The organism is Kineosporia babensis (assembly GCF_021129305.1).
Taxonomy (GTDB): Bacteria; Actinomycetota; Actinomycetes; order Actinomycetales; family Kineosporiaceae; genus Kineosporia; species Kineosporia babensis.
Window position 1 is genome coordinate 13,241 of sequence record NZ_JAJOMB010000038.1, and the last position, 22,456, is coordinate 35,696.

General features: G+C 66.8%; 22 protein-coding genes. 17 read left to right on the top strand and 5 right to left on the bottom strand.

The features are described from left to right. Positions 1–251 precede the first annotated feature (251 nt). From LR394_RS39385 to LR394_RS39430, 10 genes are all read left to right on the top strand, one after another. Positions 252–1,304 carry a replication-relaxation family protein gene (locus LR394_RS39385; protein ID WP_231449828.1) on the top strand — a complete coding sequence of 351 codons (1,053 nt, stop codon included), beginning with the start codon at positions 252–254 and terminating at the stop codon, positions 1,302–1,304. 327 nt (positions 1,305–1,631) lie between these two features. After that, complete coding sequence (locus LR394_RS39390) at positions 1,632–2,219, top strand: hypothetical protein (RefSeq protein WP_231449829.1); 588 nt, start codon at positions 1,632–1,634, stop codon at positions 2,217–2,219. A gap of 208 nt (positions 2,220–2,427) precedes the next feature. Then, positions 2,428–3,300: a hypothetical protein gene (locus LR394_RS39395; RefSeq protein WP_231449830.1), complete on the top strand. Its 873-nt coding sequence runs from the start codon at positions 2,428–2,430 to the stop codon at positions 3,298–3,300. A gap of 230 nt (positions 3,301–3,530) precedes the next feature. Beyond that, positions 3,531–4,244 (top strand): GGDEF domain-containing protein, encoded by a 714-nt coding sequence (locus LR394_RS39400; RefSeq protein ID WP_231449831.1) that lies wholly within the window; start codon positions 3,531–3,533, stop codon positions 4,242–4,244. Continuing rightward, on the top strand, positions 4,237–5,265 hold the full coding sequence (locus LR394_RS43505; protein WP_231449832.1) for a C40 family peptidase: 1,029 nt from the start codon (positions 4,237–4,239) through the stop codon (positions 5,263–5,265). The genes LR394_RS39400 and LR394_RS43505 overlap by 8 nt, the downstream gene beginning before the upstream one ends. A 145-nt stretch (positions 5,266–5,410) precedes the next feature. After that, positions 5,411–6,271, top strand: a complete 861-nt coding sequence (locus tag LR394_RS39410; RefSeq protein ID WP_231449833.1) for a hypothetical protein — start codon at positions 5,411–5,413, stop codon at positions 6,269–6,271. A gap of 35 nt (positions 6,272–6,306) precedes the next feature. Then, positions 6,307–6,846: a DUF3846 domain-containing protein gene (locus LR394_RS39415; RefSeq protein ID WP_231449834.1), complete on the top strand. Its 540-nt coding sequence runs from the start codon at positions 6,307–6,309 to the stop codon at positions 6,844–6,846. 124 nt (positions 6,847–6,970) lie between these two features. Then, on the top strand, positions 6,971–7,828 hold the full coding sequence (locus tag LR394_RS39420; protein WP_231449835.1) for a hypothetical protein: 858 nt from the start codon (positions 6,971–6,973) through the stop codon (positions 7,826–7,828). A 133-nt stretch (positions 7,829–7,961) separates the two neighbouring features. Beyond that, entirely contained in the window at positions 7,962–8,543 is a 582-nt protein-coding gene (locus tag LR394_RS39425) for a class II glutamine amidotransferase domain-containing protein (RefSeq protein ID WP_231449836.1), read from the top strand. A gap of 96 nt (positions 8,544–8,639) precedes the next feature. Beyond that, complete coding sequence (locus LR394_RS39430; RefSeq protein ID WP_231449837.1) at positions 8,640–9,257, top strand: hypothetical protein; 618 nt, start codon at positions 8,640–8,642, stop codon at positions 9,255–9,257. 473 nt (positions 9,258–9,730) lie between these two features. On the opposite strand, the gene LR394_RS39435 is transcribed toward LR394_RS39430, so the two are convergent. Further along, positions 9,731–10,519 (bottom strand): glucose 1-dehydrogenase, encoded by a 789-nt coding sequence (locus LR394_RS39435; RefSeq protein WP_231449838.1) that lies wholly within the window; start codon positions 10,517–10,519, stop codon positions 9,731–9,733. Positions 10,520–10,821: 302 nt separating this feature from the next. Beyond that, entirely contained in the window at positions 10,822–11,295 is a 474-nt protein-coding gene (locus LR394_RS39440) for a nuclear transport factor 2 family protein (protein WP_231449839.1), read from the bottom strand. Positions 11,296–11,485: 190 nt separating this feature from the next. Between LR394_RS39440 and LR394_RS39445 the strand changes: the two genes are divergently transcribed. Next, positions 11,486–11,848, top strand: coding sequence for a winged helix-turn-helix transcriptional regulator (locus LR394_RS39445; RefSeq protein ID WP_231449840.1), 363 nt, complete (start codon positions 11,486–11,488; stop codon positions 11,846–11,848). Positions 11,849–12,711: 863 nt separating this feature from the next. Here LR394_RS39445 and LR394_RS39450 read toward each other — a convergent pair. The 3 genes from LR394_RS39450 to LR394_RS39460 form a co-directional block, all read right to left on the bottom strand. Then, positions 12,712–13,548, bottom strand: coding sequence for a helix-turn-helix domain-containing protein (locus LR394_RS39450; protein WP_231449841.1), 837 nt, complete (start codon positions 13,546–13,548; stop codon positions 12,712–12,714). Positions 13,549–13,562: 14 nt separating this feature from the next. Continuing rightward, positions 13,563–14,120 (bottom strand): type 1 glutamine amidotransferase domain-containing protein, encoded by a 558-nt coding sequence (locus LR394_RS39455; RefSeq protein ID WP_231449842.1) that lies wholly within the window; start codon positions 14,118–14,120, stop codon positions 13,563–13,565. 421 nt (positions 14,121–14,541) lie between these two features. After that, positions 14,542–15,129, bottom strand: coding sequence for a TetR/AcrR family transcriptional regulator (locus LR394_RS39460; protein ID WP_231449843.1), 588 nt, complete (start codon positions 15,127–15,129; stop codon positions 14,542–14,544). Positions 15,130–15,250: 121 nt separating this feature from the next. Between LR394_RS39460 and LR394_RS39465 the strand changes: the two genes are divergently transcribed. The 6 genes from LR394_RS39465 (at position 15,251) to LR394_RS39490 (ending at position 22,453) form a co-directional block, all read left to right on the top strand. Continuing rightward, the gene (locus LR394_RS39465) at positions 15,251–16,429 is read left to right on the top strand and encodes an FAD-dependent monooxygenase (RefSeq protein WP_231449844.1); all 1,179 of its coding nucleotides are present in this window, start codon (positions 15,251–15,253) and stop codon (positions 16,427–16,429) included. 479 nt (positions 16,430–16,908) lie between these two features. Then, the gene (locus LR394_RS39470) at positions 16,909–18,255 is read left to right on the top strand and encodes a family 43 glycosylhydrolase (RefSeq protein ID WP_231449845.1); all 1,347 of its coding nucleotides are present in this window, start codon (positions 16,909–16,911) and stop codon (positions 18,253–18,255) included. Between the two features lie 29 nt (positions 18,256–18,284). Then, complete coding sequence (locus tag LR394_RS39475) at positions 18,285–19,289, top strand: LacI family DNA-binding transcriptional regulator (protein WP_231449846.1); 1,005 nt, start codon at positions 18,285–18,287, stop codon at positions 19,287–19,289. Positions 19,290–19,474: 185 nt separating this feature from the next. Next, positions 19,475–20,689 carry a sugar ABC transporter substrate-binding protein gene (locus tag LR394_RS39480; RefSeq protein ID WP_231449847.1) on the top strand — a complete coding sequence of 405 codons (1,215 nt, stop codon included), beginning with the start codon at positions 19,475–19,477 and terminating at the stop codon, positions 20,687–20,689. A gap of 16 nt (positions 20,690–20,705) precedes the next feature. Beyond that, positions 20,706–21,629, top strand: coding sequence for a carbohydrate ABC transporter permease (locus LR394_RS39485; RefSeq protein WP_231449848.1), 924 nt, complete (start codon positions 20,706–20,708; stop codon positions 21,627–21,629). Continuing rightward, positions 21,626–22,453: a carbohydrate ABC transporter permease gene (locus tag LR394_RS39490; RefSeq protein ID WP_231449849.1), complete on the top strand. Its 828-nt coding sequence runs from the start codon at positions 21,626–21,628 to the stop codon at positions 22,451–22,453. Before LR394_RS39485 ends, LR394_RS39490 begins: the two co-directional genes overlap by 4 nt. Positions 22,454–22,456: the final 3 nt, after the last annotated feature.

Below are 22,456 nucleotides of genomic sequence, written 5' to 3' on the forward strand. Positions count from 1 at the left end.
GCCCCAGGGGGCAGGTGCGCACCAGGCGAGCACCACCCGACCACCGCCCGAGCCGCACCAGATCAACCCGCACACCGGGCCAAACGCGCTTGTAGGGCCGTTCTCGCAGGTCAACGGCCCCGCTGCGGCACGGTGAGGTCCGTGCCGCCACCGCGACTATCTCCCTGTAAGGGGAGCTTCCCCCACGAGGGGAGAGGGCACAGGCCGCTCACCGTGACACGGCGGGTAACCCACCGGCTGGGCCATCAACCGTGAACGCGGAAGGCCAGCCCGACCGGGACCCATCCCATGCGCCCCGGAGCCAGCCCCGGTCTGGGCCGGGCCGGGGCCGGGGCAGCTGGCTTCCGGCGGCCCAGCGACTGCGGGAGCGCGACCATGTCCTACTGCGGCTGCTGCACGAGCACGGCACCCTGACCGGCCCCCAGATCCAGGCCTTGCTGTTCGCCACACCGGCCGCCGCCCGGGTGCGTCTGGGACGTCTGCGCCGCCAGGGCTGGATCGCCAACTTTCACACCCGGCGCTCCGGCCGCCCCCTGCCCGTGCACTGGGTCCTGGACGACTGGGGCAGCCGATGGGCAGCCTTCAACGCCGGAGAAGACGAACCCACAGCCCGCCAGACCCGAGCCCGCAGCGAACGACTCGCCGCCAGCACCCAGCTCGAGCACACCGACGGAGCCCACGACTTCTTCGTCGCGCTCATCACCGCCTCACGGCTGCTCGCCCAGGACTCCCCGGGCGAGCCCCCACGGCTGGCCCGCTGGTGGTCAGCCCGACACACCGCAAAGGCCATGGACCAACGGGTGCGACCCGATGGGCACGGCGTCTGGGCCACTGCGGGCGTGCAGGTGCCCTTCTACCTCGAGTACGACCGCGGCACCGAACCACTGCCCCGCCTGATCGCCAAATTCCCCGCCTACCGCCAGATCATCGCCGACAGCCTCGGCCCGGCCTGGCCCGTGCTGATCGTCGTGCCCACCAGCACTCGCGAACGTCACCTGCACCAGACCGCGGCCGAGGCCCGGAATTCGGCCTGGTCCGGCGCGCATCCGTACCAGTCGCACGAGACGCTCCAGGCCTACAGCCGGCTCAAGGTGCTGACCACCAGCCGTGAACACCTCCAGGAGCATCCGTACGGCCCGGCCGGCCCGGTCTGGCGCACCCTGACCGGGCCCGGCAGCCCGGATGTGCCCCGCATCGCCCTGGCCGACTTCACCGCCCCGGCTTCGAGATTCCCGGCCGAGTACGCCATCTGCGATCCGGGCCCGGCCGGTCCCGACGAGGATCCGCTGCACGAGCCCTCGTAGGGCAAAACCGCAGCGTAAAGCACCCTTCCGTAGGCCTCCCGTAGGCCTGCCGGATCCCTCGGGAGTCTGGCGCCGGCCGGCGAGGGCGTGCGCAGGATAGGTCCTTCACCTTGAAAAGCGTCCTGACTCAGAAATTTCCCCCCGTGCGGGGCTGCGAGTCGGTTCGCACAGCACCAGGTCAGGGACCGTCACACCGGATTCTCGGTCATCCACCACATCGCTGGTCGAGCCCAGACATCCGTGACCCATCCCTGAACCGCCGCACCGATCACTCGTCAGCGGATCGCCCGGAGGCGATCCGACCCTTCGACACCACAGAGGACAGCCATGTCCACCACGAAGACCAAGGCCCGCCAGATGCTGGCCCAGGCCAACCAGAAGGACCCCGAGTACCAGGACATCATTCTGGCCTCGGCCGTCTGGGACTCCCAGGTGGAGACCATTCTCGACAGCTACATCGTGGCACCCCGACCGCAGCCGCTGCTGACCTACCGGCAGGCGCGCCGACGGACCAGCTGGGCGTACCAGCTGCACTGCTGGGGAACCTTCTTCCTGACCGCACCGAGCCTGTGGCAGGTCATCCGGACCTACCCGGCCTGGCGACGTTTCCTGGTCGAGATGGTCAGGCACGACGAGCAACGCAACGCCTTCACCGGCGTCGACTCCTGGCTCGGCCGCGGCTCCGAACTGGCCGAACGCCAGGACGCGCTGCGCCAGGCACAACTGGACGCAGCGAAGGCCCACTTCGCCGAGCTGCTGCGCTCGGTGAACGCGTACGAGCAGGCCCGGATCAGGTGCGCCGTAGCGGTCGTGTGTCACTCCCGCCGCGAGGGCCGCACCCGGCACGCAGACGTCCGCTTCGCAGACCTCTTCGGTACCGCCGGTCTGGGTCCGATCCGCCCTATCGCTGAATAGCCGCGACGACGGCTGTGAAAGGAGAGTCCAGCAGCACCTGAAAAGTTCATGAAAACGGACGGACTCGTCACCCACCCATGCGGTGACGAGTCACTCCCGCCTGCCCCGGCCCGGCGGTCAGAGCGCTCCTCACCCGAGGGGCGCTCTTGTCATGCCCACCGGCCGAGACCGGGCCCGGCGGCCACGAGAAACAGAAGGAGAAGAAACCATGGTGCGTTCGATCCCGTCGTCAGGGAACGAGAACGAGCCCAGGACAGGAATCCTCATTCCCGCCAGCATCCACGAGCCGGTCCAGCTGATCGAGGTCGGCGACGGCTATGAGAAGGCGTGGCGAGCAGGCGCCACCCGGTGGGCTCTGGAGAACCCGCAGGCCGTGCTGGTGACGCATGCTGTGGATGCGATGCAGGCGGTGGAGTTCAATCGCCGGGCCACCGTGCTGGCCTGGATCCACAACAGCGACATGTACCGGCAGCGGCAGCAGGTCGGTGGCGCAGCGCTGCTCGTGGGTCCGCAGGAGGTGGACGGGGACGTGAGCGCGGCACCCGAACAGCTGGTGAACGCCATCATCCCCAACGGCCGCCTGCAGATGCAGTTCCAGGACGCGCAGCAGGGGCCGTGGCTGGTCGTCGGCAGCGACGACGACTGGTACACCGCCTACGAGTGGATGCTGCAGTACCTGTACCGGGCCAGCCGCACCACCCTGAAACTGCGGGTGCGGCTGGTGCCGACGCTGTCCCAGGGCGAACTGGAAGACGTCGGCGGGATCGCCCGCAGCAGGCTGCAGCAGGAGTCCGAGAACCCCCAGGTGCAGGGCTCGATCAGGGTTCTCAGCTGCACCGGAATCGATGACCTGGCCCAGCAGATCCGGGACGGCAGCCTTCTGGCGGGCGACGGATTTCACTGGCGCGACCTGTGCCTGCTGAATCTGGTCGACGACGGCGAGCACTGGCTGGCGATCCGGCGCGGCTACGGGGTGCCCGTCCCACCCCTGTCGGGCCTGGTCGAGGAAGGCCAGTTCACCGAACTGATCACCCGGCTGCTGTCCGCCACCCGCAGGAAGCTGCGCGCCGGCCGCTACTGAGCACCCTGCATCAGCCCACTGTAGGGACGTCGCCCGCACGTCGGGTGTTCCCTACCGTGGGCTCATGGGAGGGCGACTGTAGGCCTACCGCAGTCCTTTTCCCATGGCCTGAGTGCCTTTAGCGTCGAGGAGGGCCGCGCTTTACTGGCTGGAGTCGCGGCCCTCCATTCCTAGGGGGAGGCGCTTGTGAGCGAAAGAATTTCAGCAGCGCGACGTCGGGGGAGGACGGTATGACCGGGACCCTGCTGGTGGTCGTGGTGCTCTGGCACATCGTGGTGTTCCTGCGCTGGCGTAGGCAGTTACAGGCCGCACGACACGAGGCCCGCCGTGATGCCCTGACCGGTCTGGGCAATCGCCGGGCGCTGATGGAGGCACTGCAGGAATCCGGGGCGGCGATCGCCATGCTGGGAATCATGGACCTGGACGGGTTCAAACCGGTCAACGACCGCTACGGCCACCACGCCGGCGACCAGGTTCTGCGCACGATCGCGCAGCGACTGCAGGCCGTCTCGGCCGGGCATCGGATCAGCGCGTACCGGATGGGCGGAGACGAGTTCGCGGTGATCTGGTGGGACGCCACCGATCGGCCCACCGAAGAGGCCCACGATCTTCTGGACGACGTCGTCGGGCCCACCATCCAGGTGGACAAGCACCTGCTGAAGATCGAGGCGAGCATCGGCCTGGCGCTGAACACCGACGCGGGCAGCACCGAGAACCTGACCCGCACGGCCGACGCAGCCCTGTACATCTGCAAGCGGTCCCAGCCATCCACTACCTCACGCGCCGATGACCCTCGAGAACCCAATGGGGGACGTCGGCCCGCGGCTACCGCTGGAAGGCAGACTCGGGTGCGGGTAGGGGTTGTCGGTCACGAGCGACGGCAGGGGCCGCGGCGTTTCCTCGGTGACCAGTCGCGGCCGGGCAGCGGGAACTGCCGTGGGTGACAGCGTCGGCAAGCTCGCCCTGGCCGGAGTGACGGTCTTCGTAGCCGCCATGATCGGCGTCGCGCTCCTGGTCCAAGGCGCGTACACGGCTGCGGCCGACGACCCAGGTTCCCTGATCGGCCGGGCCCTGCTCACCGGATCAGACGCGGGGTGCCCTTCCGGCCGAGCAACCGCCCGCCCTTCAGCGGCCGGCAGTTTCGACGCCGAGCAGCGGGCGAATGCGCGCATCATCGTCCGCACCGGACGGGAACTCGGGGTACCTCTGTGGGGCCAGGTCATCGCGGTGGCCACCGCCATCCAGGAGTCGAGCCTGCGCAACGTCGCCCATGGCGACAGCGCCGGGCCCGACTCCCGCGGTCTGTTCCAGCAACGGGCGGCCTGGGGCTCCCTCCAGGACAGAATGACGCCGGCCGAAGCAGCCCGGATGTTCTACCTCGGCGGTCAGGGCGGGCAACCGGGGCTGCAGGACATCCCCTACACCGACGAACGGATGTCCCTGACCGAGGCAGCCCAGAGCGTCCAGCATTCCGCCCATCCTGATGCCTACGCCCGGCACGAAGCAGCCGCGACCGTTCTGGTCATGGCTTCGGGCAGCGGGGGAGAAGCCCGTCGGGCCGACCGTCTGTGTAGCACTGCTCCAGCCACCGGAGCCGTCCAGCGGGCGATCGCCTACGCGAACCGGCACCTGGGCCAGCCGTATCTGTGGGGTGGAGACGGACCAGACGCTGGCGAGTCAGGTTTCGACTGCTCGGGACTGACCAAGGCGGCCTACCAGGCCGGCGGCATCACCCTGCCGCGCACCGCGCAGCAGCAGTACGACCACGGCCCGAGAGTGTCCGTGACACAACTACGTCCCGGAGACCTGGTCTTCTTCGGAACCGGCCCCGGCAACGTCACCCACGTCGGGCTCTACATCGGCGGTGACCGCATGATCAACGCGCCGCGCAGCGGCACGCTCGTGCGCGTCGAGGACCACCGCCGGTCCACGCTCGTGGGAGCCACCCGGCCAACTGTCGGCTGACTCTCGCCGTCTGCACCCACGTCCCCCAGGGGTGAACAGAAAGGAGGAACCGGTCTCACCACCGGAGAACTGAGCACGGTCACTCGAGCTCGTCGCCCAATCCTGGCGGCGAGCTCTTTTCATGATGTCGATCAGGAGGATCAGCATGTCGCAGAAACTTTCACGGCAAACGGCAGACCTGAAGGTGCTGGTGATCCCGGCGGATCCGCGAGCGCCGATGCAGCAGGTCACCATCATCGGCGACCCCCACCGCAAGCTGAAGGACCTGGTGGGCGGAGCCGTCCACTGCCTGGAACTGAGCCAGCTGCCGGCCACTCTCGTGGTGAACGAGCGCCAGCTGCCACCGGCATCCGGTCAACGGGTGAACGAGCGCGCGATCCTGCTGGAGTGGACCAGCGGTAAACCGGATGTTCCTGCGGTAGCGCACCTGACCGGCGCGGCGGTCCTGCTCGGACCATCCGTCGAAGGCCGGTACAGCAGCGTCCACTCGGAGCATCTGAAGATGCTGTTGGAAGACGGCAACTTTCGTCTGCAGGTCAAGGCAAGGAAAGAGCACAGCCGGTGGGACAACCTCCCGTTCGCCTGCCCCGACTGGTTCACGACGGCCGCCGCCGGGATCGAGGCGAACCGCATGGCCCAACGGAAGCTCACCTTCCGGATCGTGCCCGAGCCCAGCACCGAACTGAAGAAACAGTGGGCGACTCTGGCCAACCCGCATCTGAACCAGCCCCTGTCGGCGCAGGACATCGTCTGCCACTACGAGGCGGACGAACTGGCGACCGCGATCACCGAGGGACCGCTGACGGCCGGGACCGCTTTCGCCTTCTTCGACCTGTGCCTGGTGAATCTTGCCGACGGGGACGAGAAATGGCTGCTGATCCACGACGGCGTCACGCATCGGCTCACCCCGCTGCGCCCACTCATCGCCCTCGGGGCCCTCGCCGACGTCCTGGAGTTCCTGCTGAACACCCAGGAACCCCTGACCATCCTGCTGGAAGACCTCTGACCCAGAACCGACCGGACAACCCAGGGAGAAGACCCATGGCACAACCACTGCCAGAACTGCACCACGCGTGGCACGAGCGCGTGGCAGCACTCGTCATCCCGGCGCAGAAGGCGGACCCCGTCCGGCTGACGGTTCTCGAAGGGCAGCAGATCCGCGCCCTGCAGAGACTCGTTCGTGGTACGAGCGCCTCGATCGGGCTGCCGGCCCTGAAAGCAACCCTGCACATCAACGAAGAGGGTGCAGAACAGGGGCTGCCGACCAACGACCGCGCCCGCCTGCTGGCCTGGGCACACGCTCCCGCGGAACGCGGAAAGACCCAGGTGGCCGCAGACGCGGTCATCCTTGGACCCGCCGAGGGCGGCCGCAACCGCAGCGTCCCAGCCGAGCTGAGCCAGTTACTGGTCTCGGCGCAGCACTTCCAGCTCCAAGCCGAGTACCGCGATCGGCCCGGCATCTGGCTGGACACCAGCGACGGCTGGACGTCCTGGCACGAGGCCTACACCCTCGCGGTCGGGATGCTCATGCACAACCACAGAATCCACGACATCCGGGTCCGGCCCGTCGACCGGGGCTGACTGCTCAGCGTCCCTCATCCACATCCAGCGCTCCTCGTCCGAGGGGCGCTTTTCCATGCCCGCGCCTGGCCTGGTCAGGCCCAGGCCGGGCGCGGCACACCACAACAGCAAGGAGAACGAAGCCATGGAGAACCAAGTGTCCGGCGCCGAAACGAGGCTGGGGATCCACATCCCGGCCGGCCCGCACCAGCCGATCACGCTGATGGATCTCGCGGAGGTGCGCAAGGACGGGAGCGACTTCTCCGGATCCCTCGACCTGTGGGTTCTGGACCGGCCAGACGCACTGCTCATCGCCCGCAATCCCGAGGCCCGCAAGCATCTCGCCCAGAACCGGCGAGCCACCGTCCTGGCCTGGAACCACCACCCCGGAATGCACCGGGAACGCGGGGTGCTCCACGGACCCGTTCTGGTCACCGGAGCACTGAACGGCGACGGCATGATCACCACCGCCCCAGCAGAACTGGTGAACCTGCTCATGCCCGCGGGACGGCTGCAGATGCAAATCAAGAGTACCGAAGCCGAGGGTCCCTGGCGTTCCTTGGGCCAGGACGACGACTGGTTCGGCGCCTACCAGTGGATGCTCACCTACACCGCCCGCTCACCTGAACAGCAGAGCAGGCTCCTGCGGGTCGTTCCCGCGATGTCCACGAGGCAGCTCGAGCACCTGGCCCAGATCGAGGACCAGGGACTCCTGGACCCGCCCGGCAGCGAGGATACCCGGAACCCGATCAAGATCCTCAGCTGCACCGGAATCGACGATCTGGCCGAGCAGATCCGGACCGGCCCGATCCCTGCCGGCAGCGGGTTCCACTGGCGAGACCTCTGCCTGGTCAGCCTTTCCGACGACGGACAGCACTGGGTGGCTATCCGCAACGACCACGCCCTCACTGTCACACCACCGCTCCCGCACATCGAGGACGGCACCTTCGCCGCCTACGTCATGAAGCTGACCCACCAGCAGGCAGCAGACGACCAGAACTGATCCTCCGCGCTCGACGAAGGGCCACCCCACAGCGTTCTGGGTGGCCCTTCGTCGTTGCGGAACGCCCGACCCGACCAGAAAGAGGAACCATGACCACTATCGACCCAGGACCCGACACAGGGCAGCCACCGGCATGAGCCTGCTGACTTACCTCCCCGCCGGCGCAGTCCTGGACGAAGGCGCCATCCGCCGCGGCTCCTACACCAATCCGGACGGACACGGATTCGCCGTGGCCGCCGCCGAGGGCATCATCATCCGCCGCGCACTCGCCTACCAGTCCCTACTGCGCGACCTCGAGGTCCTGCGCCGCGAGCTTCCCAGAGCGCCAGCCCTCTTTCACTCCCTGAGAGCCACCCAGGGCTGGGGGATCGTGGACAACTGTCACCCGTTCGCGATCGATCACCACCACGACACCGTCATCGCCCAGGACGGACCGCTGCCGCGCCAGGTCCACCAACGACGCACCGACCTGCGCTCGAAAGCCCGCATCGCAGCCGAGGAATTCATCCCAGCCTTCGAACCTCTGAGCTGGCGCCGCAACCGCGTCGACCTCGAGCGGTGGCTCCCCAGGGACTGCACCGCGGTGATCCTCACCCACGACGCGTTCGGCGGGCTGGGCTACCTGATCCACGAAGACGTCGGCACCTGGCACGAAGGCGTCTGGTACTCCAGCAACGACTTCCAGCCCTACACGGACGACGCCGCCGCCACGTAGCACGGCCGCTCTTTTCCGAACCTTCCTCTCGACCTCCGGGCGCCCACGGCGTCCGGCGACCCCGCACGTCCAAAATCAGAGAAGGGACCACCGATCATGACCGAAACGCTCACGTCCCAGCAGCAGCGACGGCGAAACCGGCGACTGCACAACGCAGTCCGCTCGCACGCGACCTCGATCGAATGGGCGCTCAGCAAACAGTCCAACGACAGCTGGCATCTGGACCAGGAAAGCATCACCACGAACTCGGCCGTCCTCTTCGGAGCCGGCCAGGAGATCGTTTCCCTCCAGTACGACTCGGCCCCCATGCAGGGACCGCTGACCGTCACCGGAGTACACCCGTGGCTTGACAAGGGCCCGCACCGGTTCCTGACCCTCAGCGCAAACGTCGGCGTCTGGAACAGCGCAACCCAGATCCTCCGCCACCTGCGACCCGCCTACGGCGCTGACGATCTCGGCCACCAGAAAGCCCGATCGGCCTGCGTAATCTGCGCGAAAAGGGTCAATCAGGAACTGGCCGACGACATCGCGGGCATGTGCGGGGGCAACGTCGAGAGCCAGGCAGGCGGATACCGGGTCACCTTCGACCAGGGAACGCTCACCGGCACCTTTCAGATCACCGACACCGGCCGCCTGATCCTGAAGCTGAACGCCAGCGACCCAGAAGCCCTCTGCGCGATCGCCGTCCGCCTGCCGAACCTCGGCAACCAGTGACCGGACCTGGAGGCTAGATGCGAACCAGGAACAACGGATTCGACGGACTGTTCGTTAAGGCGGAGAAGGTGACCGCTGAACTCGCGGACGTCCTGCGCGTTGGACCGCAGCGACGCGGGCCGTCTGCCGAAAGACCTGGGCGGTAGCTCAGCCCGATTCACGCGCGAGATGGCCCGGCCCTGTGGCCTGGGCCATCTCGCGTTCCACCTCTGGAACGCAGAACCTGAACAGCGATGGCTACTCCGAAGGCCGACCCGATCGAACGCGTAGATGCGCTTTCCGAACCAAGGGTCGAGGCGTTGAAAAGCGCGTCCTTTTTGCGTTTTGGCTCTGCTGCTGGAACGTCGTCGGCCGACGAGGGTTTGAGGCACAGCGGTCCGCCAAGCATGGTGACCGCCCGCAGCAGGAACGGACTGGAGGACTGCACCGGCAGCCGGCTTCCTCCAGTCCGTAGCGGTTGTCGAACAATCGGCTCAGTAGGCCTGCGACTGGCCGCCGTCGATCGCGATCGTCTGGGCATTGACGTAGCTCGCGTCCTCGGACAGCAGGAAGGCGACGACCGAGGCGATCTCCGGGGCTTCGCCGTAGCGCTTGGCCGGGTTCGGCTGGATGAACTGCTCGGCGGCGGCGCGCGGGTTCTCGGCGTCGATCTGCTTCATCGAGTTCTCGACCATCGGTGTCCAGATCGCTCCGGGGGCGATGGCGTTGATCCGGATGCCGTACCGGCCGTACTCGACCGCCGAGTTGCGGGTCAGGCCGACCAGGCCGTGCTTGGCCGCGGCGTACCCGGACTGGTTCCCGATACCCCGGATGCCGCCGACGCTGGCGGTGTTGACCACCATGCCGGAGCCCTGCTCACGCATCACCTTCAGCACCTTCTCCAGGCCGAGGAAGGCGCCGCGCAGGTTGATGGAGACGACCCGGTCGAACTCGGCCGAGGAGAAGTCCTCGGTCAGGTTCTGCCGACCCTCGATGCCCGCATTGTTGAAGAAACCGTCAATCCGGCCGAACCGCTCCAGGGTCTTGGCCACGTACGCCTCGACGTCCGCTTCCTTGGACACGTCAGCGGTGATGGTCAGGACCTCCGCCTGCGGGGCGACCTCGTAGACGGCCTCCGCGGTCTCCTTGAGACCAGGCTCCGCGATGTCGACAAGGGCGAGCTTGGCGCCCTCGGAGGCGAGACGCACGGCGCTCGCGCGGCCCAGGCCGGATCCGCCTCCGGTGATTAGAACGACGCGCTCAGCGAACCTGTTGGCAGACATGGAGTGCTCCCACTTCGTCTTCGAAGGGCCCGGAGGCCGGTCGGCGACCAGCGAACCCAGCTGCCGTTGACCGACAACTGTCGCTTAGGCTACGCCTGTATCTCGACGTGAAGACAACTCGAGAGTGGGCCTTCGGGTGGTGATCTGACTCACCGCCTACCGCCGGAATGACGTGAGCTCAGCCCGGCGATGCGCCCCTGAGTCTCGATCCTGCCGGGCCGGTCGGCTGCCGGCCCGGCAGGTTCATCGCTTCGGTGGTTCTGGTTCCGCGCGAGATACTCGGGCGGAACGCCCGTTGGGCCCTACTGCCCGGCGGCTTCGGGGCTGCCCTCGATCCATGAGATGTGCTGGGTCAGTGACGTGATCTTCCAGCCTTCGAGGGTGCGCACCAGATGATGATCGTAGGAGCCGCGCATCAGGTACAGCTCGCCGGCGGGTGCACCCTGCTTGTAGTGCTGGGCGTACATGTACGAGTGGCACACGGCCCGGTCGGAGTCCTGCTCGTCGAACTCGACCACGTGATTGGGGCTGATGTGCTGGCGGGCGTCCCAGGCCTCCAGGCCCTGACGGGCGAATCCGGCGAACGCCTCGCGTGCGAAATCCGCCGGCGGAAGGCCAGCTTCGGAGAAGTCGATGTGGACGGATTCGGTGAAGACGGAGGCGAATGCATCCCAGTCCCCGGCGTCGATGGAGGTGGCGTACTTGATCACGACGTCGATGATCTCGGTGCGGTCCTCGAGGCGCTGGATGCGCCGGAGGAGGGTGTCGTTGGACATGAGGGAAGCCCTTCTGGCCGAACCATGCGGCATGGCTATGTTTCATCGTCTGCTTTAAAAAAGTAAGTTGATTGCGGCGGTGTTGTCAATCGGCCTCGCGCTGCCCGGAGACCGTGAGGCACACTGGTGCCGGAACGTCGGTTGGCGAGTTTCGACAAGCAACGCACAACAGGTAAGCGAAGGAGGGCGCATGCCCGGAGTGTCTGCGGTCACCTCCGACACCGGTGGACAGTCCGCTCCGGACAGTCCGTGTGAAACGCTCAGTGAGCCGTTGTCGCAGGTCATGACGTTGCTGGGAAAACGCTGGGCCGGTGTGGTGCTGAGCGCACTGATGGGCGGGCCGATGTACTTCAACGAGCTCAAGCGCGCCATCCCGGGCATCAACGACCGCATCCTGAACGAACGGCTCCTCGAACTGGTCGACCTGCGGCTGGTCGCCCGCACCACGGTGGACGTCGGTGGCGGGCGGGTGCGCTACGAGCTGACCGAACACGGGTATGCCATGCGGCCGGCCATCGATGAGCTGACCCGCTGGGCCAAGGAGCACCTATAGCAGAGCGAGGCTGGGTCGGCAGGCCCGACCAGCGTCGACCGGGTCCTCGCTGAACGCCTTGACCAGCAGCCATTCCAGGCCGTCGGCGCCACCGGGGACGAGCGTCCATGCCTGGCCCATCGAAGCCGGAGCAGCAGGGCGCAACAGGTTTGCTCGAAGATGGTCCAGGCTGGCCGAGTGGACAACGCATTCAGGTTCGCGATGATGATCAGTTCGTCGCCGTCGGCGCCGACCCACACCTCATCGGCGACCAGGCCCGGAAGCAGGGAGCAGCCCACCTCGAGCGGACTGCCAGATGCCGCTGTATCTGGTCGCGGTCGACCTTGATGACCAGATGCAGCGGCGGCGCCGAGGGGGTCACGATCCTGCTACTGATGGATCAGCCGGCCGCTCTGGTGATGAGGGCAGTCGCCGACCTACTGGTCAGGCTGGAGCAGGTTCCGCGATGGTGGTCTCAGCCCTATCCCGTCGATGTGCCCGTTGGGTGCCGATGAAGACCAGGACGATGCCGATCGCCAGCCAGACCCTAAGGACGATCATGAACTCGTCCCGGTTTCCGTCGTCATCGGCGGCCACCCGGGCCGTTGCCCCCGCCCTTGGCTGCCTGGGCCGAGCCGGCGCTGAGCAGCAGAGGCACCAGGACCACGCTCAGCATGGAGGCCCCGCCGACCAGAGCCGCAGGATGACGACGGGCAAGACCATAAAAGGGCTCCAAGTCTGATGAGGTGCGGCGGCGCCGTTGTGGATCACCTTCCCAGACCGGCGACCCAAGCGGGCGTATCGGCGTCCTCACCATCCGCCCCCGGTGCAGGACGACGCCCTGTCAAGCCGGGATGCACGCTCGCTCGTCGCCCCAACGTTCTTCAGGAGAGCAGTTCCCTGATCCGGTCGGCGCTGGGGGAGCCGGTCGGTGGGCTGTAGACGGAGATGCTCACACCCTGGTCGCCGGCGACGTAGAGGTGCTGGAAGTGGGTGTCGAGTGCTTCACCGTCGGGGTGGCGCAGCCGCATGGGCCCGAACGTCTTCTCCTGCACTGTGTGGTCGGACCAGAGCTTGCGGAACGCCGGGCTCTGCTCGCACAGCTCGTCCGAGAGCTGGCCGAGGCTGGGGTTGCCGGGCATGCCGTAACGCAGCATCCCGGTGATGTTCTCCGCCTTGGTGCGCCAGTCGACGTAGCTGACCTTGGCTTTCGGGTCGGCGAAGACGAAGCGCGCGAAGTTCGGCTCGTCCATGGTGTCGAAGTCCGCGATCAGCACCCGGGCGGCCTGGTTCACGCCCAGGACATCAAGGTCGGCATTGAGGACGACTGCGGGCGCCAGGGGCAGGGCGTCAAGGATCCAGTTCAGCTGGGGGCGCAGTTCCTGGGCCGGTGGAGGCTTGGGCTGGGCGAACAGTCCGCTGAAATAGACGTATTCGTCGGGTTCGAGGAGCAGTGCCTTGGAGACGGCCTGGAGGACTTCGGGAGTGGGGTTGAGGGCTCGGCCCTGTTCCAGGCGGGTGTAGTAGTCGACGCTGAGATTGGCTCTCGTGGCCACTTCTTCGCGTCGCAGGCCGGGCACCCGGCGCCGTTCGGCCGAAAAACCGAGTTCGCCGGGGGAGACCCGGGCTCGCCGGGACTTCAGAAAGGCGCTGACCTCGGTGCTTCGGTGATTGAGCATGGTGTTCTCCAGGGTGGCCGGACCCGGGTGGGCCCGACCCATCCTGACACGAGAAATCAGAGCTGAGCCAAGTGGTCCCGGACCGCGGGGACGAAGGTAGGCAGGTCGTCCGGGTAGCGCGAAGTGATCAGCGTCCAGCCGTTCGTGGCGTCCTCGACCAGTTCCTGGTCCACCCAGGTGGCCCCGGCGTGGGTAACGTCGGTGCGGATGCTGATCCAGGACGTCATGGTCTTGCCGACCAAGAGCCCGGCCTCGGCCAGCAGCCAAGGGCCGTGGCAGATGGAGGCGATCGGGCGGCCGCTGTTGGCGAACTCGTTGGCCAGGCGGACGGCGTCGGGGTTGATCCGCAGGGCGTCGGCGTTGATCGTGCCGCCGGGCACGATGAGCAGGTCGAAGCCGCTGCTGTCCAGATCCTCGATGGCCACGTCGGCCTCGACCTCCGGGCCGGCCGCGTCGTCCATGATCAGGGTGCGCACGGTCTTGCCGCCGGGTGAGGCCACGCTCACCTTGGCGCCAGCCTTCCGCAGGCCGTTGAGAGGATCTACCAGTTCCGGGCTTTCGACGCCGTGGCCGTGGGAGATTATCAGGACGTGCTTGTTCCGGATGTCACTCACGAAAAGTCCTTCCATTCGGTTGGATCTCCGCTCTGGGGCAGCGTGGCCGGGTGTACCAGGCCCGTGCAGACCCCGGCGGTCCAACCTAGGTCTGCCAGGACCACCTTTGGTGTACCGCCGAGATTGTCCGGACGGCACCTTCGTCAGATAGCGGCCCGTTCGCGAGTCCGGAAATGGAAGGTGTAGCGGGAGCACGTAGCCGGTGGCTTGCTCGACCAGAGTGTCGGTGGCGGGTTTGTTCTCCGCCATCGGTTAGACCGTTTCGTGCGAGATCCGCATCTCCTCGTCAGCGACGACTCCGGGACGATCAATGTGCTCGCCCATCATTCGTTTCAAGGTTGGGAGGCCGGGGTGCATTATCCGCCAGGTGATCTGCGACTGACCTGTGTCTTCACCGATGCCTTTCCCGCATGCCGACGGGTCAGGGGAGAATTCCTCGCACGACTGCAGCCGCTGCGGCGATGAGCTGGTCGGCCTGGGGGAGCGCTTCGGGTCGATTGCGGGCAGTGACGGTGAAGCCCTGAAGAATGGTGAGCAGCAGACCTGACGAAGCCTCGACCGACAGTCCAGGCGCAGTGAGACCCTCCGGAATCAGCGGAGCGACATAGTCTTGCCACCCGTCCAGGGGCGCTGCAACGTACTCGGTCAAGCCCGATGCCTCAGGCACCACCATCACTGTGGTGCAGGCGAGGGTACGGAACTTCGGATCGGTCTGCAGGAGCTGGACGTAGCGCACCAGCATCGAGCGTAGGAACTCTCGGGGGTCGTGTCCTTCGCCAAAATCTGCGAACAGAATCGCACCATAGATGGACCAGCCGTGATCAAGCGCTGCGGTCAGTAGTTCCGCCTTGTTCTTGAAATGGTGATTCAGAGCGCCTCGGGTCACGCCCGCGCGTCGCGCGATGTCATCGAAGGTCGCTCCCTGCCAGCCATTTTCCTCGAAAGCGTCCAGCGCTCGGTCGAGTAGAGCGAGTCGGGTGAGCTCGGCTTGAGCAGCAGTACGTCTCATACATACATGTTAGCTTGTTTGTAAGACGTCGCGCTCGGCACTGAGAGCAATCGCGGGGTTCCCGAGCGGAAGCAGCCGGCGTGGGCTGGCTGAACTGTCAACGAGACGGGACGAGGGAGACATGGCTAAGCGAAACCAGGCGGGATCAGGCGGGGGACAGCGGGCGCTGGTGGTGGGTAGCGGGATTGCCGGGAGTTCGGCTGCCTGGTGGCTGCACAGCACGGGGTGGGAGGTGACCCTCGTCGATGCTGAGCAGGTTCCTCACGTCGGAGGCTTCATCATCCAACTGGACGAAACTGCTCTGAAGATCTTGGAGTCGATGGGCGCCCAATCGGTGATCTCGGCGGCCACCTTCCCCGGCCCGGCCACGGCCTTCCGATGGAAAGGTGGTCCAAGGCCCAGGGAAATCACAGTGGGTGCCGGAGAGAGCCGGCTAGCCCGACGGGGTTCCCTTGCGCAGGCCATGCTCCAGCACGTTCCCGGCGAAGTCGAGCAGCGGCTGGGCGCGGCTCTGGTCAGTCTGGAGAACCGGGATGACCATGTCCGTGCCCGCTTTGAGGACGGCTCCGTCGATGACTTCGACATGGTGGTCGGGGCTGATGGACTTCACTCCACGGTCAGGCGCCTCACGCTGGCTTCGGATGCTGAGAGCGTCTACCACAATGGCATCTCCCACGTGTGGATCAATGTATCTGCGAAAATTGGCTCAGGCGCTGTCATCTCCACACGGGAAGGCATGGTGACGCAGATCTATCCCTACCCGTCGGACTCTGGTGCTTTGCTCGTCGCCGCGCTTCCCGTCGCTGATCCGGCTCCGCCGATTCGGGACCTGGTGGAGCACATCGCGGGAGTCGTTCGTCGTACGGGCGAGGATCTGCAGGCAGTCGCCGACGCGGCTCTCACCTCGGATGATGTCAGGCTTACCAGGTTTTCTCAGGTCAGGCTTCCTCGCTGGCACACCCGGCGGGTCGTTCTGGTGGGAGACTCGGCCCACTGCATCGATCCGCTCTCCGGCATGGGCGGGCACGGGGCGCTTCTGGCGGCGGCGACGCTTGCCCACGAGCTGCACAAGCGCAGCGGCGCAGAGATGACGGAGGCCTTCGAGGCCTACCAGCGACAGATGCAGCCCTTCGTGCGGATCGTGCAGCGGAGCACATCGCACGTGCTCGAATACGTCACGAAGCCCGACCAGCGTTGGAAGACTCTGGGAAGTGGTGTTTCCGAGGCGCTTGAGGCGTTCCCTCTCCTGTTGTCTCAGAGCGGCCGGAAGCGTCTGGTTGGTTCGCCGAGCCTGGTCTGATCCGTCCGCTGCAGCAGTACAGGCGGTACCGTCGGCGCGTTGTCGTGCAGATAGTGCCGCTGAGAAACGTTTTCGCGAGCGGAGTTCGAGCTGCGCAAGCGCCCGATGCTACAAATGGCCACGTTGGAGCATAATTTCGGCCGCGACGGCTTCCGGTATCTGCTTGACGCCAATGCCGCCGGCGTCCTGCATCCCGACGTGCACCGGGGCGGTGGCATCACGTCCATGGTCTGAACGCGCTGATGGAATGGGGTTGGATGAGGGACATGGCAGTGATTCCAGGAGAGGCCAAGTTTTCGAAGGCGTCGGGGCCGGTCGAGGTCGTGCCGTTCACGCGGGCTGTCGGTGATGCCGGTGAACCCATCACGCTCACCGGGGCCATGCACCTGCGGCTGCGCAGCGCCGGGCAGGAGTGGGTGGTGCACGGTGGCAGCGGGGTGTGGTTCGCTACCTCCGTTACGGGCGCCGATGGGCGCCAGGTGGCGCGGGCGCTGCGGGATCCGATGCTGGCCCGCGTGGGGGAGGGGTTCCTGGCGGTGGCGGTACCGATTTCTGCCGCGGGTGATGAACTGCCGAGTGCGCAGGTGCTCGTCGGATTCTCTGAGGACTTGGTGCAGATCTCGGAGGCGGTCGTGGTGGACCTGCCTGGCCCGGGGCCGGTCACTGCTGCTTCGCTGGTCGGGGGTGGCGAGCGGTGCCTGCTCAGCTGGAGGGATGCGGCGGGGGCGGCTCGGTCGGCGGCGATCCACGGCACCGATTCAGCGTTCGTCGTCACGGAAGTCAGTCCGTCGCCGGTGTCCTCACCCTCTCCCGTGTTGATCTCACCTGAACATGCAGCTACGTTGCTCGACCAGCGGAAAAAGGGGCCGGTGGTGGAACCGTTCCCGCTGGTGCGTGAGCGCGCGGATCCACAGGTTTTCTCATATGGCGGCCGGTGGTACTTGGTGGCCAGTGACGACACGAACGGCGACAACATCAACGTGCCTGCCCTGCTGATCCGGAGCGCGCCGGACCTGCAGGGCCTTGCGCAGGCGCCGGATCACGTCATTCTGAGCCGGGGGGAGGCCGGGCTGGGCGGCTGTTTCTGGGCCCCCGAGGTGCACGAGGTGGGGGGTGTGCTGCGGTTGTTCTTCGCGCCCAGCGTGGGGCAAGCGAGCTGGAGCACTGTGCAGTGCCACGTCATGACCCTGTCTCCGGGCGGCGACCCCGAGCGCGCTCAGGACTGGAGCACCCCCGTCCCAGTCCTGGACATGACGGGTCGCCCGCTCAGTCCCGAGCCTGGCCGCCCGGCCATCTCTCTGGACATGACCTACCTGGAGGTCGACGGACGCTGCCTGGTGGTGTGGTCCCAGCGCGTCGTGGAAGAGGAGTTCGTGGGTGACGCGGAGCTGTGGATCGCTGAGATCGACCCGGCGAAACCCCATCGGCTGACCTCGCCGATGGTGTGTCTGCTGACGGCGCGCCTGAGCTGGGAGCTGACCAACGACTCGAACTGCGTTGAGGGGCCCTATGGTCTGGTCAGCGAGGACGAGGTCGCGCTCGTCTATGCCGCGGGTGGAGTCGGTCCGCACTATGCGACCGGCGTGCTGCGGGCCCCACGGGGTGCCGATCTGATGGACCCGAGCGTCTGGACCCGGGCAAGCGCTCCACTGCTGGACTCGCACAGCGTGGCCGGGCAGTGGGGGCCGGGTCACGTCAGCTTTGCCCACCAGGGCGAGGACCTCATCCTCGCGTTTCATGCCAAGTCCGACCCGCATGAGCCGGCCCGGCACACCGGACTGCGACGGCTGCCGGGCTGGAAAGGTGGACAACCCGTCCTGCTCTGAGCGGTGGCCTGCGCCCTAGAATCGTGTGCATGGCCACCATCCGCGACGTCGCTGCAGCCGCGGGCGTCGCGCCCAGCACGGTCTCCTACATTCTGCGGGGCAAGAAGCGCTACCCGGCAGCGACCGTGGAGCGGGTCATGGCCAGCATCGCCGAACTGGGCTACCGGCCGGACTCGGCCGCCCGGGCGCTGGCGTTGGGACGGACCAATATCCTGGGCTTTCTGGCGTCGGTGAACATCGGAGCCCCGGACGCGGACATCGACATCTTCATGCGCTTCATGCGGGCCGCGCTCTACGCGGCCCGCCCGCGCGGCTACGACGTCCTGGCCATGGGCCGAGGCGAGGACGAACTGCAGGGCGACGTCCTGGCTGACGCCCTCGTCGTGATGGACATCCTGCACGCGGACCCACGCCTGCCGGTGCTGCGCGGCCTGGGGATCCCGACCGTGCTGATCGGCAATCCGCCCGATTCCCTGGGTCTGAGCGCGGTGGATCTGGACTTCGCCGGGGCGGCGCAGAAGGCCGTGGATCGCCTGGCCGATCTGGGGCACCGTCAGATCGTGGTGATGGCCACCCCCGATGAATCTGATGGCCGGGAGTTCGCGTACCGACGGCGCTTTCGGGAGGCCTTCCTCCAGCGCTGTGAATCCCGCTCCGTGCAGGGGTTGTTCATCCCGTGCGGACTCACCCGCGATGCGGTTGGGGCCTGGCTGGACGGGGTGCAGACGCGGCTGCCGCAGGTGAGTGGGGTAGTGGTCATGGCGGTCGGTGTGCTGGACCTCCTCCTCGAGGAACTGGCCCGGCGCAACCGGGTCGTGCCGGATGACCTGTCGCTACTGGCCCTGGCACCGGCCGAGGACTTCGCCCGAAGCTTTCCCGCCATCAGCGTCCTGGACATCCCTGGTCACCAGATGGTGGACGTCGCTGTGAATCGAGCCTTGGACGAGCTCGGTGGTGCCGCGCCTGGAGTACTCGAACTGGTGCCGACGACTTTCCATGATCGGGGCTCGCTGGCCTCGAGGTCTCCTCGCTAGACCGCTCTGCCTTCCCTCGCAATTCCCTGAGGCATTTGTCCCGCTTCGGCGGTGAACGGGCTGGCCACGGCCCGGGACGACTCTTGCGAACCGGTTCTCCACCCCTTACGGTCGCGTTGGAGAACCGGTTCTCCGGTGGCGGTCCGCTCGATCCGCGCCGCTCATCGCTCAGTGAGGAGCACAAGATGATGAAGTCGCCACGCGCCCTGCTCGTCGTTCCTGCAGTTGTCGGTCTCGCCTTGGGGCTGGCTGCCTGCGGTGGTGATGAGGATGCGCCTGCGGGCGGTGAGGTCACCTCGCTGGCCCTTTGGGACGCCTTCACCCAGTACGACGACAACTCGGCCTACGGCCAGCTCATCTCCACCTGCGAGACCGAGACCGGCATCACCATCGAGCGCACCGCCGATCAGGCCTATCTGGACACGATGCTGCAGGGGGCCAGCTCCGGTAATCTGCCGAACCTGGCCATCGTCGACAACCCGTCGATCGCGACTTACGCCAATGTTGGTCTGCTGGTGGACAATTCCCAGACCGGCCTGGACACCTCCGAGGTGCGCCCCAACGTGCTGGCGGCGGCGGAGGTCGACGGCAAGGTCTATGGCAGTTCGCTGGGGTCGAACACCCTGGCGCTGTTCTACAACACCGAACTCTTCGACAAGGCCGGGCTGGAACCGCCCACCACCTGGGACGAACTGCGCAGTGCAGCCAAGGCGCTGAGCAAGGACGACGTGAACGGCATCGGCTTCTCGGCGATCAACACCGAGGAGGGGACGTTCCAGTTCGAGCCGTTCTTCTGGGGTGCCGGAGCCGCACTCACTGACATCGGCTCACCGCAGGCGATCCAGGCCCTGCAGCTGTGGACCGACCTGGTGAACGACGGATCCGCCTCCAAGGCCGTGGTCAGTGCCAACCAGGGCGACATCAACGACCAGTTCACCGCGGGCAAGCTGGGCATGATGGTCAACGGCACCTGGCAGTTGGCCGGGCTGGACGAGGCCGGTACCCCTTACACGGTCGTCCCGGTGCCGGCCGCCGACGGTGGCCCGGCCCCCAGCCCCCTGGGCGGGGAGTTCATCGAGGTGGTGGCTAGCGACGAAGCCCACCAGAAGGCCAGCGGCGAGTTCGCGCAGTGCATGGTCGATCCGGAGAACCTCAAGGCCTGGGCGACGGGCCAGAGCTACATCCTGCCCACCGAGGAGGCCGCCGATCAGCAGGCGGCCGACAACCCGGCCCTCAAACCCTGGGTCGAGGCCATTGCCGTGGCCAAGGGGCGCACGGCCGATCTGGGCGCGGACTACCCCAAGACCTCGGAGCAGATCTGGACCGCCATCCAGAAGTCCTTGTCCGGGGCGGCCACGCCGGCCGAGGCCCTCAAGGCCGGCGCCGACGCCCTGGGTTGATCCAGTGTCCTCGACCTTGACCGCGTCCCCCCGGACCGATCTGCCTGACCAGAACGCGGCGCGCCTGCGGGCGCGCCGCCTCCGGCAGCTGACGGCCATCGGCTTCATCACCCCGGTCGTGCTGTTCGTCGTCATCTTCTTCGTTGTCCCCATCGTGCGCAGCCTGTGGCTGTCGACGCAGGACTGGACCGTCGCGTCCTTCATCACCGGCGAGGCCCCCTTCATCGGGTTCGACAACTACACCACCGCGCTGGGCCGTCCTGAGTTCGGCGACATCGCCCTGCAGACGGTCATCTTCACGGTCGCCTCGCTGGCCGGGCAGTTCGTCATCGGGCTGGCCCTGGCGTTGTTCTTCAACCGCTACTTCCCGCTGTCCGGGCTCCTGCGATCGCTGCTGCTGTTGCCGTGGCTGCTTCCGGTCCTGGTCTCGGCCACGGTCTGGCGATGGATGTTCAACCCCGACTACGGCATCGTCAACGCCGCACTGGGCAGCCACATCGGCTGGCTCTCGGACCCGAACTGGTCACTGCCGGCGGTCATCATCGCCAACATCTGGCTGGGGGTCCCGTTCAACCTGGTCCTGCTCTACAGCGGCCTGCAGGGCGTTCCGGCCACCCTCTACGAGGCGGCCGCGCTCGACGGCGCCTCCGGCTGGCAGCGTTTCCGGACCATTACCTGGCCGCTGCTGCGCCCGGTCACCGGCATCACCCTGCTGCTCGGGCTGGTGTACACGGTCAAGGCCTTCGACATCATCTGGGTGATCACCAAGGGCGGCCCGATCAACAGCTCCGACACCCTGGCCACCTGGGCCTACCGGATCTCGTTCGAAGGCGATCACCAGCTGGGCCTGGGCACCGCGATCGGCGAGCTGCTGGTGATCATCGCCCTGATCTTCGGGTTGCTGCACATCCGCGCCCAGCGACGGGAGAACGACCTGTGACAGCCATCTTCCGCCGGCAGCGCTGGCTGCTGACCCTCGTCGGCGTCCTGGTCTGCGGGGTCATGCTCTTCCCGCTGTACTGGATGGTCAACGTCTCGCTGACCAAACCGCAGAACGTGATTTCCACGCCGCCGCACCTTTTCCCCACCGATCCCACGTTCGACGGCTACCGCCATGCCCTCGACACCCAGTTGCCCAACCTGGTGACCAGCCTGATCATCGCGTTCGGGACCGTCCTGATCACCCTGGCCATCGCCCTGCCCGCCTCCTACGGCATGTCCAAGCTGCGCGCTCCTGGGCGCGGCCTGATCATGTTCATCTTCCTGCTGGCCCAGATGATTCCCGGAATTGTCATGGTGATGGCTCTTTTCGCGATCTACCAGCAGATCGGGCTGCTCAACAGTTACCCGGGGCTGATGCTGGCCAACGCCACCGGCGCGGTACCAGTAGCGGTGTTCATTCTGCGGGCCTTCATGCTGCAGATCCCGGACGAGCTGATCGAGGCGGCCAAGCTGGACGGCGCGGGGGAGTGGCGGGCCTTCTGGGCCATTGTCGTTCCGCTCAGCCGCAACGCGATCCTGACTGCCTCGCTGCTGACCTTCCTGGCCTCCTGGGGTGACTTCCTCAACGCCCGTTCCCTGACCACCGGGAACAGCATCGTCCCCTTCAGCCTCGGGTTGTTCCGCTTCATCGGCGCCAACACCCAGGACTGGAACGCCGTGATGGCCTCGGCCGTGATCGCGGCAGTGCCCGCGACCGTGCTGCTGATCTTTGCGCAGCGCTACGTCGCCGCCGGCGTGACCGCTGGTGCGGTCAAGGACTGATCT